The sequence below is a fragment of the Bacteroidota bacterium genome, from assembly GCA_016713765.1.
GTDB lineage: Bacteria > Bacteroidota > Bacteroidia > AKYH767-A > 2013-40CM-41-45 > Pollutiaquabacter > Pollutiaquabacter aromativorans.
In genome coordinates this window covers 2045764-2057890 of record JADJON010000001.1, presented here as the reverse complement: position 1 = coordinate 2057890, position 12127 = coordinate 2045764, and the positions used below count along the sequence as shown (strand labels likewise).

8 protein-coding genes are annotated in these 12127 nt (G+C 54.6%); 2 read left to right on the top strand and 6 right to left on the bottom strand.

Features of this window, described 5'->3' with window-relative positions; genetic code table 11:
• Positions 1–23: 23 nt before the first annotated feature.
• Positions 24–1280, bottom strand: a complete 1257-nt coding sequence (locus IPJ96_07835; GenBank protein ID MBK7910259.1) for an NAD(P)/FAD-dependent oxidoreductase — start codon at positions 1278–1280, stop codon at positions 24–26.
• A 63-nt stretch (positions 1281–1343) separates the two neighbouring features.
• On the opposite strand from IPJ96_07835, the gene IPJ96_07830 reads away from it, so the two are divergent.
• A complete protein-coding gene (locus IPJ96_07830) occupies positions 1344–3431 on the top strand; it encodes a DNA mismatch repair protein MutS (GenBank protein ID MBK7910258.1) in 2088 nt (695 codons plus the stop codon).
• Between the two features lie 25 nt (positions 3432–3456).
• On the opposite strand, the gene IPJ96_07825 is transcribed toward IPJ96_07830, so the two are convergent.
• The 4 genes from IPJ96_07825 to IPJ96_07810 all read right to left on the bottom strand — a co-directional run bounded on the left by IPJ96_07825 (position 3457) and on the right by IPJ96_07810 (position 8745).
• Entirely contained in the window at positions 3457–4425 is a 969-nt protein-coding gene (locus tag IPJ96_07825; GenBank protein ID MBK7910257.1) for an AAA family ATPase, read from the bottom strand.
• Between the two features lie 34 nt (positions 4426–4459).
• Positions 4460–5818 (bottom strand): peptidylprolyl isomerase, encoded by a 1359-nt coding sequence (locus IPJ96_07820; protein MBK7910256.1) that lies wholly within the window; start codon positions 5816–5818, stop codon positions 4460–4462.
• Between the two features lie 18 nt (positions 5819–5836).
• The gene (locus tag IPJ96_07815) at positions 5837–6712 is read right to left on the bottom strand and encodes a peptidyl-prolyl cis-trans isomerase (GenBank protein ID MBK7910255.1); all 876 of its coding nucleotides are present in this window, start codon (positions 6710–6712) and stop codon (positions 5837–5839) included.
• Positions 6713–6786: 74 nt separating this feature from the next.
• Positions 6787–8745 (bottom strand): peptidylprolyl isomerase, encoded by a 1959-nt coding sequence (locus IPJ96_07810; GenBank protein ID MBK7910254.1) that lies wholly within the window; start codon positions 8743–8745, stop codon positions 6787–6789.
• Positions 8746–8832: 87 nt separating this feature from the next.
• Here IPJ96_07810 and IPJ96_07805 point away from each other — a divergent pair, with 87 nt between their 5' ends.
• Positions 8833–10632: a multicopper oxidase domain-containing protein gene (locus IPJ96_07805; GenBank protein MBK7910253.1), complete on the top strand. Its 1800-nt coding sequence runs from the start codon at positions 8833–8835 to the stop codon at positions 10630–10632.
• A 9-nt stretch (positions 10633–10641) separates the two neighbouring features.
• On the opposite strand, the gene guaB is transcribed toward IPJ96_07805, so the two are convergent.
• Complete coding sequence (gene guaB, locus IPJ96_07800; GenBank protein MBK7910252.1) at positions 10642–12111, bottom strand: IMP dehydrogenase; 1470 nt, start codon at positions 12109–12111, stop codon at positions 10642–10644.
• Positions 12112–12127: the final 16 nt, after the last annotated feature.

The following is a 12127-nucleotide window of genomic DNA, read 5'->3' as shown; positions in this document are numbered from 1 at the left end:
GCGCTTCTGAAATAGATTTCGTTTTAATGAAGTGCGGATGAACTTTCGGCCATTGACTTCCCGGCGATGAAACCGGTACTCCAGGCCGCCTGAAAATTAAATCCTCCGGTCAGACCATCGATATCGAGTACTTCGCCGGCGAAATAAAGTCCAGGCACCAACCGGCTTTCCATCGTTCGAAAATCCACTTCCTTCAGCTTAACGCCACCACAGGTTACAAATTCATCCTTGAAGGTAGTCTTCCCGTTGAGCAGATGTCTATCGCGCAACAGCTTATCGCAGAGTCGTTGTATTTCGGTCGACTTCAACTCCGACCAGGTCGCCTGTTCGGGTATCTCGCAGCACACCAGTAAATACTCCCACATCCGTTTCGGCAATCCTTCGAATGTATGTGATCGAAGCATACGGGTTCCGAACTGATGGCGATTGGCGGAAAAGATCTCCCGTAATTGCTGTTCGTTCTGACCCGGCAGCCAGTTGATCAGGATTTCCTGACGGTAATGCACTGCGGCCAGTTCACGGGCGGCCCGGGCGCTGAGCCGCAGGATCGCCGGTCCGCTTAATCCCCAATGCGTGACCAAGACCGGTCCGGTCTCTTTGAACTTCGTACCGATCAATTTCACTTCAGCAGGATCAACGACCAGTCCCGGCAATCCAGTCAGGGGATCTTGCGGAAGATTGAATGTAAACAGGGAGGGCACCGGATCCTGGATCGCGTGGCCAACGTCTTTCAGCCAGGCGAAACCGGATGCACTCGGCATCCCGCCACTTGCGACCAGGACCTTGTCGGCGCGCAGTGAACCGTCAGCAAGCTGTAACACCATTCCACCGTTTGGATCCGGATTTATAGCCAGTACCGCAGACTGCTTCCTGACCACCACACCTGCATGTTGTGCCGCCTCCTCCAGGCATCGCACGATCGTTTCAGATTGATCCGTATCCGGAAACATACGACCATCATCTTCGGTCTTCAACCGCACACCTTCCCGTTCAAACCAACTAACGGTATCCCGCGGTTGGAAGCGACTGAATACTTGCCGCAGTTCCTTACCGCCACGCGGGTAGAAACCGGTCAGTAAGGCTGGATCGAAGCAGGCATGGGTGACATTACAGCGACCGCCTCCGCTGATCCGCACTTTGGCCAGGACCCTGGAAGACTTTTCCAGGATCACCACCTGTGCCGAGGGATCCTGCCGGGCCGCGGTGATCGCGGCGAAGAAACCCGCTGCTCCACCGCCAATGATTGCCAGGAGCCGCTTCCGTGGCTGTTCTGAAGGCATAAGGACAACGAAAATACAAGCGATCCGGCACCGCCTGACGCTGAAAATCGCGACTTTTGCACCGTGCAATTCTATCCGGAGGATACTCCCCAGCTTTTTGAATTCGACCGGGTCCTGGACCAGGTCGAACAGCGCTGCCGCAATGGCTCCTCCCGTCAGCTTGCACGCTCCATCCACCCGATCGAACACAAGGAAGTCTTGCTGGCCAGTCTCCGCCAGGTTGAGGAGTTCCGGCATACCCTCGCGCACCAGGGTTATTTCCCGGACCTGTATTTCGATGACTTCATTTCCGAAGCACAGTTGTTGGGGAAAGCCGGCAGCGTGCTATCCGAAGCGCAATTTTCCAGAATACGATCGGCCTCTATAACCGTCAACAGTTTGTTACGGTTTTTGAAAGAGCGGCAGGTGTCCTTTCCTGCGCTGTTGAAGTTGTGTGCACCAATCAAGGAGACGAAAGCGGTAGTTGATCCGATCGACGCGATCATTGATGCGCAGGGCCAGGTCAAAAGCAATGCGTCGGACACGTTGATGGAAATCCGGGGGTTGTTGTCTTCGCAACGCCGGGAAGCGGACAAACGGTTCCGTTCATTCATCAACGATCTGAAGAAGCGCGGATGGTTGCGGGAAAATGAAGAGAATTTCTACAACGAACGTCGGGTACTGGCCGTCCCATCGGAGCACAAGCGTGACATCCGGGGGATCATCCATGGGAAGAGTGATACGGGAAGGACCACCTTCATCGAGCCGGAAGCACTGGTAGAACTCAACAATTCGATAGCCGAACTGGAACAGGACGAACGAAGCGAGGTTCTGCGCCTACTGCGGGAATTGACGGATCGGCTGAGGCCCCATTCCGCTTTGATCCTGGCTTATCATGACCTGCTGACGCGCTTCGATCTGCTGCGGGCTAAGGCCTATTTCGCACTCGATATCGGCGCGATCCTGCCGGGCATTTCCGATCATCCGTCGATCCGGCTGGTGGGCGCGCTCCATCCCCTGTTGTTTCTTAAAAACAAGGCGCTCGGGAAAAGCGTGATTCCGCTCAACCTGGAGCTGGATGCCGAGAAACGTATTCTGATCATCAGCGGCCCGAATGCAGGCGGGAAGTCCATCACGTTGAAAACCGTTGGCCTCCTGCAACTCATGTTGCAAAGCGGCCTGCTGGTACCCGTGAAGGAGGGTTCTGAAATGGGACTGTTCCGACACCTGCTGGCTGATATCGGCGATAGTCAGTCGATCGAATACGCGCTGAGTACGTATAGCAGCCGGTTGATCCGGATGAATCACTTTTTACGTATGGCCAACAACCGTTCGTTGGTCCTGATCGATGAATTCGGCACGGGTACCGACCCTGAATTGGGCGGCGCGATCGCGGAAGTCGTTTTGGAGGAGATCAACCGACGCAAGGCATTCGGTGTCTTTACGACGCACTACACCAACATCAAGCTGCTGGCCGACCGTCTGGACGGCGTGATGAACGCATCCATGTTGTTCGAACCGGAAACCCTTCAACCACGGTACCAACTGATCGTCGGGCAACCCGGAAGCAGTTACACCTTTGAAGTAGCCGAGCGGATCGGTTTACCGGAACATGTGCTGAACCGCGCGAAGAAAAAAGTCCAGAAGGAGAAATTGCGGCTCAACAACCTGCTGGCCGATCTCCACCGGCAAAAATCCGCTCTTGAGCGGGAAGTGGCGGAGTTGGAACGTCGCAAGCAACGAACCGATGTTGCCGGGCAACGATTTGAGCAACTCAGTCAGCAGCTCGAAGAACGGATGGAGCGCGACAAATCCAAACGCGAAGAACTCCGCAAGCTTGCGGAACTTGGCCGCAAGATGCAGTCGTTCGCGGAAGAATGGGAAAAATCGAAGGACAAAAAACAGGTCATCAAGAAATTCGTAGGCAACATGACCGCGGAAAAGAAAAAGAAAGCCGCGGAACACACACCGGAAAAAGTCGCCAAACGAAAGGCAGCGCTACTCGATCGACTGCGTAAAGAAATACGCGTCGGGAGCTCCGTACGGATGATGAAAAGTCGTCAGGTAGGGATCGTAGAAGAGATCCGGAAGGATGTGGTCTTCGTCAGCTTTGGCAACCTTCGCGCAAGCGTCAGTCTGGAGAACCTGGAACTGGTCACGGACCCGTCATAGCAGGGCCGATCGCGCTACACCAGAATCATTTCAGCAGGCCTTCGATGATCGCTTCGACGGAAATACCATCGGCTTCCGCCCGGTAGTTCCGAACGATCCGGTGGCGCAGGATCGGGACAGCAACCGCGCGTACATCTTCCGCATCGGGTGAAAACTTGCCGTTAAGCGCCGCATGGCACTTGGCTCCTATCACCAGGTATTGGGAAGCCCGGGGGCCGGCACCCCAGGAAACGTATTGGTTCACCTGAGCCGTGGCAGCCGGTGTATTCGGTCGGGTTTTGGCAGCCAGGGTCACCGCGTACTGGAGTACGTTATCCGGGATCGGTATCCGCCGAACGAGCTCCTGAAAGAAACGAATCTCTTCACCGTTCAGCACGGGTTTCAACTCCGGTGAGTAGTTACTGGTCGTATTCTTCACAACGGTCACCTCTTCCTCGAATGCCGGGTACGTCAACAGCACATTGAACATGAATCGGTCGAGTTGCGCTTCGGGGAGCGGATAGGTCCCCTCCTGTTCGATCGGGTTCTGCGTAGCGAGTACGAAGAAAGGCTGATCCAAGGGGTAGCGTTTTCCGGCGGCTGTGACCGCGTACTCCTGCATGGACTCGAGTAACGCGCTTTGCGTTTTTGGAGGCGTACGGTTGATCTCGTCGGCGAGGATGATGTTGGCGAATAACGGGCCTTTGATAAATCGAAATTGACGGTTCTCGTCCAATACCTCCGTACCAATGATATCGGAAGGCATCAGGTCGGGTGTGAACTGGATGCGGTTGTACGTGAGGCCGAGTGAGCGGGCGATGGTGTTTACCAGCAGCGTCTTGGCAAGTCCCGGAACACCGACGAGCAGACAGTGGCCGCGGCTGAAGATGGAGATGATGACATCGCGTACGACTTCATCTTGACCGATGATCACTTTGCCGATCTCCGACCGAAGTTCCCGGTATTTGGCAACCAGGTCTTGTACGGCTTCTACATCGCTTGAATACTGCTTCATAAGTTGTCAGGGGTCTCGTTGGCTGCGGCGGGGATCATTGTCCGGTCTGCCAGTGCTGCAATTCCTGGCAGGAGGAGAATTCGGGGTTGATGTTGATGTAGGTGGATTTGCGTTTCTTATCCACCCAGTCGCTGAGCACTTTCGCCTGCTTTTCCGACAGCGCCACTTCCTGGATCTTCTGATAATCGTCCCGGAGATTCGCCTGGTGCGGCTTCGTACGGGTCTTGACCATCACGATACGATAAGCCGTCTTACCATCCGCATTGTTCATCATGAGTGGCGGTGAGATGCGGCCGGTCGGAAGCGTGTCTACCTGGAAGAACAGCAGGCGATCGATCTTATCGGGAGAAAGGCGGGTCGTGTTGGTCTCCGGATTGATCATGAGACCGCCGTTGTTGCGGGTATCTTCATCGTCGGAGAATTTCAAGGCCGCATCTTCGAAGGTAATCGATCCTTTGTTGATCTGCTGCCGGATCGAATCGAGGGTATTGACACACTTGATCAGATCGTCATCGCCGGTCTTTGGAACGAGGAGAATGTGGCGAACATTGATCTGGTCTCCCCTGCGCTCTACCAGTTGCAGGACGTGAAAACCGAACTTGGTCTCGATGATCGGGCTTATCTCGCCGGGTTTCAGGTTAAAGGCCGTTGCTTCGAACTCCGGCACCATCGTACCGCGCTCGAAGAAGCCGAGTTCCCCACCCTTTTTCGCTGAACCGGGGTCCTGTGAGTAAAGCGCGGCATACACGGCGAAATCTTCGCCGGCCAGTATCTTCTTCCGGAATTCTTCGAGTCGGGAACGAACCGCTTTTCGTTCAGCATCGCTGACCGGAGGACGGCGCACGATCTGCGCCACTTCCAGTTCAGCATCGATATACGGCAGGCTGTCGGGAGGAATGGAGTTAAAGTACTCCCGAACATCGTTCGGCGTGGCGGTCACATCCTTGGTGATTTTTCCCTGCATGGTCTGCACCAGCAATTGATCACGAATCATGTCGCGCAATTCGACTTTGAGCTGACGGATGGTCGTCTTAAAATACTCTTCCAGTTTCTGTTCGGAACCGATCTGCCGCACGTAGAAACGCATCCGGCGGTCCAGTTCACTCTCCACCTGGGCTTCCGGCACATCGACGCTGTCAATGGCCGCCTGGTTCACCATAAGTTTGGAAAGGATCAATTGGTCAAAGATCCCGCAGCGGGCTTCTTCAGCCGCTTCCCCGCCCTGGGCGAGGTATTGCATGTATTGCTTTTCGATATCCGAACGCAGGATGATCTGATTGCCGACGGTGGCCACCACCTGGTCGATCAAGGTCTGAGCCCGGCTCAAAGTGGAATGCAGAAAAACAGTCAAGAGTATCAGCCAGGCGGCAATACCGGTTCGTCGACAGGTCATGGAGCAAAAATACGGGTTTTAATAGACTTCGGCCTTCCCATTCTTACGGGCCTCTTCATAGGCCTGCTGCTCCATTTCTCCGATCAATTTGAGTTTCCGTTCGTTGATGATCAGCGTCCGGATGTTGTTTCGCTCGAAGCTGAGCGGCGAGGTACTGTTCTTGATCATGAATCCGCGAATGGAGACCAGATAGATGTTCGTGGAGTCCTCGATCTCAATGTTCCGGTTATTCTGCAGGAACTGTTCCTTATCGTAGGTTTTGATCGGAATCTCTTTCAACAGGTCATCGAACAAGAGCCAGGTCGAGTCGTCCAGGAAGTAGTTGACTGCGTATTGCCGGCAGTAGTCGGCCAGCGCTTCCCGGTCGCGCGGACGAGTGCTGGAGAACAGGTCGCGGACCTTTCCGATTTTCGGCGCCTTCCTGGGGAGTTTGAGGTAAACAACCTTGATGATGTTGTCGCGCAGTTCGAAGTTCTTCTTATTCTGTTGGTAGTATGCCTCGATCTCTTCCTCGGTCACGTTGGTATCGAGTTTCTGGCGGACCAATTCCGCTTCGTAGGCATGAATGAGCAGCGAACGTCGATAATCCTCCAGTTTCTGCTCGACTTCCTTCTGTTCGTCATCCAGGTGTTCTTCCGCCAGGTGCAAGACGGTCTGTTGCCGGATCCAGTTCTCCACGTACGCAGTCGTCGCGGCCGTGCTATCGTCGCGGGAGGCGCCGACCGGGACGACCCCTTCGAGGTCTTCCGGAAAGAGGTAGCGGTCGAACGCCCGTGCTATGGCCCCTTCACCCGGGTTGTCAGACTTCCTTCCTGAAAAGTACTTGCATCCGGTCCCCTGAAGCATCAGGAGAGCTGCAAGCGGCAGGATGAGGCGGAGCTTTGGTGACAACATCGGGTGGATTCAGAAACGCCGATGGCGCTCCTGTAATGGGAACGCCATCGTGCGGGTAATATTGGAAGGCCGGATCACTTGTTGGCCACGGAATCTACAACATCCTGGTTGATCTTGACAGCATACTTCGAGCGCAATTGCTCGATCCATTCCTTTTCCAGCGAGCTCTGGTAATCGGCGGTTACGAGGCCCTTAGCTTCGTCGAGGGACTTTGGACCAGCGGGCAGGACGTTATGAACGTCCACGAACACCACCTGGTTATTGTGCGGCATATCCTTCGACAAGCCCTTCTTCCACTCGATCTTATCGATAACATCATTGTCGCCTTTGGCGAATTTTCCGGTCTTGACCTGGAGATTGAGTTGCGAGGTCTTGTTGATCCGTGACATAAGCGTATCGACATCATCGACCGTTTTCATCAACTTGTGCACCTGCTTGGCGATATCGGCATTGGCGCAGGTATAGATCGTAGCGTCGAGCCGGTCCGGCCAGGGATATTTGGTCTTGTTCGCTTCATAGAACGACTTAAGACCCGCGGTATCCTTCACGGCTTTCGACCACACCTTCTTGTCGGTCAATTCGAACAGCAGGATACCATCGCGGTATTCCTGCATCAGGTTACGGAAGTCGGGATACAGCGAATCCAATTTCGATTCCTCATACGCCAGGACACTTTCGTTTACCCATTCATTGTAAAGATTGCTGACCATGACCTGAGGAGCGATGGTACCACCGCGCTTGCTTTGGTGATCGGCCACGTAGGTTGCGAAATCCTGTTGTGTATAGGATTTGTTGCCCAGGGAGAACATCACCGACTTCAAAGCGGAGGCGCGATCGGCCGTCCATTTTCCCTGGGTCAGGGTACTGTCGACCACCTTGTTGAATTCGTCCCGCGTTTTAGGATTCTCCTTGAAAGCGTACTTGGATTTGACGCGGTTGATCATGGACGACTTGCTCAGTTCGGAGCGGGAATCTTTCTGCACACGCCCTTTCAGGTCGTTCTGCATTTCTTCATACGAGGCGAGCGGTTTGCGCTCCATCATCTTGATGATGTGCCAGCCATAGGAAGTACGGACCGGTTCGGAGACGTCACCGGCATTCTTCAGCGCGAAGGCCGCCTTTTCAAATTCGGGTACCATGCGTCCCGTTCCAAACCAGGGCAGCGTTCCGCCGGCCTTGGAGGAACTCTGGTCGTCGGAGAACTGACGCGCGAGGTCTTCGAATTTCTCACCGGCTTTGATCTTGCCGGCAATCTCGTTGATCTTCTGTGTGGCTTTGAGGGAATCTTCTTCCTTGGCACCGGCGGCAAGTTTGACCATGATGTGGGCAACGTGCACTTCACCCTGAGCGCTGCGGGAGTCGGTGACCTTGACAATGTGATAGCCGAAACGGGTACGGATAACGGAAGACACCTCTCCTACCTTGGTGCTGTAAGCAGCCGATTCGAACGGATAGACCATCTGCATCGCGGAAAAGTACCCCAGATCGCCGCCGTTGTCTTTCACGGAGGGATCTTCGGAGTATTTCTTAGCCGCAGCCGTGAAATCCATTCCCTTCTGTATCTCGGAACGAATGCGGTTGGCCTTGTTGAAGGCTTCAAGCGTGTCTTTCGGAAGCGCGTTCTGGTCGCACTTGATCAGGATGTGACTGGCCCGCAGGTCCGTCTTCATCCGGTCATAGGCTTCGCGGATGAGTTGTTCGCTTACCTGCTTGTCGACGAGGTAAGGTTGCGCCAACTGTTTACGGTAACCGGCCAGTTCATCTACGAACGACTTGACCGTATCCATGCCAAGTTCGAGCGCTTCACGGACCTTCAGCTTGTAATTGATATACAACTGGAGGTAATCATTGACCGCTTTCTGGTCATAGTTATTGTCCTTGGTGTTGTTCTTCTTGAACACACGCTCGAACTCACTCTTGGGAATATCCTCCCCGGCGATGTTGAGAATAATGGCATCCGACTTCTGCTGCGCTACGGCGGCAAGGCTGCCAAGGAACAGCAGGGCTGCACACAGGATGGTTGTACGGTTCATTTTGGTTAAACAATTGAGCGGCGCAAATTTAGCAATCCCTACCGGGTACCAAAAGATGAAGAAAGGTCATTTTCAGATGAATTTCACATGAACTCGACATTTGGTAATCAATCGGTGAATACCTGGAAAGAGCAGATAAATGTCATGTCAAAAGCGGAATTCCTGAATTACTTTACCGCCCCTAATCCATCACCCATGAATGCTGACCTGCGCCGGCTTTTAACGCTCCTTCTATTACTACCCGTGCTGGCGGACGCTCAAACGTCCAATCCGATGCCGATTCCTCCGCTACTCAGCGGAAAGAATTTCAGTCTCAGTTGCGATACTTCCTCCGTCTTCTTCTATCCGGGAATGCGGACCAGCACCTTTGGGGTAAACGGATCATTTCTGGGTCCGACCCTGGAATTTCTGAAGTGGGATACCGTTTCGATCGATGTCATGAACAACCTTCAGGAGATGACCACGATGCACTGGCACGGCATGCACGTGCCGGGTGACATGGACGGAGGGCCCTATCAGGAGATCATGCCGGGTATGATGTGGAACGCGACCTATCGTGTGCTCAACAATGCCGGAACCTATTGGTATCATCCGCATCCGCACATGATGACCCAGTCGCAGGTCACCATGGGCATGGCCGGATTCATCATCGTGCGGGATTCCGCGGAAGCCGCGCTGGCATTGCCGCGTGAATATGGTGTCGATGATTTTCCGGTCGTATTGCAGGATCGTAAATGGAATACTGTAACCGGACAATTTGAGGTTACCGCACTGGGTGACTCCATGATGATCAACGGAGTACCGAATGCTTATCTGGATGTGCCGAGCCGGATCGTTCGGCTGCGCGTACTCAACGGATCCAATGCCCGCGTCTACCAGCTTGGGTTCCTGGACAACCGAACCTTTCAGGTCATTGGCAACGATGGAGGTTTGCTCGCTGCACCGGTGACCGTCAGCCGACTGCTGCTTTCCAACGGCGAACGCGCGGAGATCCTGCTCGATCTGAACGGTCTCCAGGGCGACTCCCTGCAATTGATGAGCTATGCGACGGAAATGTCGACCACCATTCCCGGCAACATGAGCGCGGGCATGGGGGGTACCGGCCCGCTCGAGCGTGTCGATTTCCCACTCTTGAAACTGCGCGTCCAGGGACCCGGAACCGGCGGAGTGACCAGCATTCCCGCTACCTTGGTTCCACAATACGTTTGGAATCCGAATGATGTCAACCGTATCCGCAACCGGACTATCACGGGGATGGGCATGCCGGGCATGGGCAATTTCTACCTCGACGGGAATACGTTCTCGATGAATTTTGTCAACGATACGATGCGCCTGGGCGATATTGAAGTGTGGTACATGACCAACGCCTCAAACATGGCGCACCCCATGCATACGCACGATGTGCAGTTCTACATCCTCGAAAAGAACGGGCAGGCACCGCCACCCGAAGAGAGCGGAGCGAAGGATGTGGTCCTGATCGTTCCGGGCGATTCCATCACCATCATCACGCGGTTTCTGGATTATGCCGATGTGACCTCACCCTACATGTACCATTGTCACAATCTTGCCCACGAGGATATGGGGATGATGACCTCGTTTGTGGTTATCGATACTGCCACCACGCAGGTTCGCGATCTCCTGGATCAGGGCTTCGCTGTTTACCCGAATCCGAGTTCAACGGACTGGACGCTGCACATGGCCAATCCCGATCAACCGCTGGAGTGGAAACTGACCGACCTTCAAGGTGCTGTCATCCAACAGCAGCGATGGACGGATACGTCTGGAAAAGACCTGATCATCCCGGGCAGAAATCTGGCACCCGGACTTTACCTCTTAAGCATTCAATCCGGAACGACCACCCGTGTAGCCAGGCTGGTCAGGTTGTAGCGGAGCCGTTCAGCGGTGGTAATTCGGAGCCTCCTTCACGATGGAAACATCGTGTGGATGGCTTTCGCGAACGCCGGCGCTGGTAATACGGATGAAGCTGGCCTTTTGAAGCGACGCGATGTTGGGTGCTCCGCAGTATCCCATGGAAGCCCGGAGGCCGCCCACCAACTGGTACAACTCCTCGCCTACCGTTCCTTTGTAAGGTACGCGGCCGACGATTCCTTCCGGTACCAGTTTCTTCACATCGTCCGTTTGTGCCTGGAAATAACGGTCTTTGGAACCTTCGCGCATGGCTTCGATGGAACCCATCCCGCGATAGGTCTTGAACTTTCTTCCTTCGTAAATGATCGTTTCGCCCGGAGACTCTTCGGTGCCAGCCAACAGGCTGCCGAGCATTACGCAATGCGCCCCGGCAGCGATGGCTTTCGCGATGTCTCCGCTGTATCGGATACCGCCATCGGCAATGACACCCACCTTGCTTCCCTTCAAGGCTTCCGCGACCTGATAGACAGCGGTAAACTGCGGTACGCCGATCCCGGCGATGACGCGCGTCGTGCAAATCGATCCGGGACCGATTCCGACCTTGACTGCATCCGCGCCGGCTTTCGCGAGGTATCGTGCGGCATCCGCCGTTGCGATGTTTCCGACGATAACCGGAAGTTTAGGGTGTTTCTTTTTAACGGCTTTGAGGACTTCTACTACGCCCTTCGTATGTCCGTGTGCCGTGTCGATCGTGATGATGTCGACACCGGCTTTCACCAGCGCATCGGCACGCTCCAGACTGTCGCGCGTCACGCCGATCGCTGCTCCGACACGCAAGCGGCCAAACTCGTCCTTGCAGGCATTGGGGCGCGATTTGAACTTGAGAATGTCCTTATACGTGATCAAACCGACGAGACGACCTTTCTTATCGACTACCGGTAACTTCTCAATCTTGTATCGCTGCAGGATGCTTTCCGCTTCTTTCAGGTCCTTGACGCCGGTGGTGGTTACCAGCCTGTCCTTGGTCATGATCTGGGCGATCGGGCGATCTACGTCTTTTTCAAACCGGAGGTCACGGCTGGTGCAGATACCGACCAGTTTACGATCGTGGTCAATGACGGGGATACCCCCGATGCGGTAATCGCGCATGATCCGCAGGGCGTCGTGCACTTTCGCATCCTCAAAAAGTGTGACCGGATCGTCGATCATTCCACTTTCACTGCGCTTTACCCGTCGAACCTCAGCGGCCTGCTGTTCGGCCGTCATATTCTTGTGCAACATCCCGATGCCACCTTCGTGGGCGATGGCAACCGCCATATCGGCTTCGGTGACCGTGTCCATAGCGGCGGATAGAATAGGCATATTCAACCGGATACCGGGAGTCAACTGGCTTGATACATCTACTTGATTTGGAAGGACTTCCGAGTAGGCTGGGATCAGAAGTACATCATCGTAGGTGAGCGCTTCACCTAAAAATCGGCCGGTTGCAACTTTCATAGACGGAGTCTGGGTT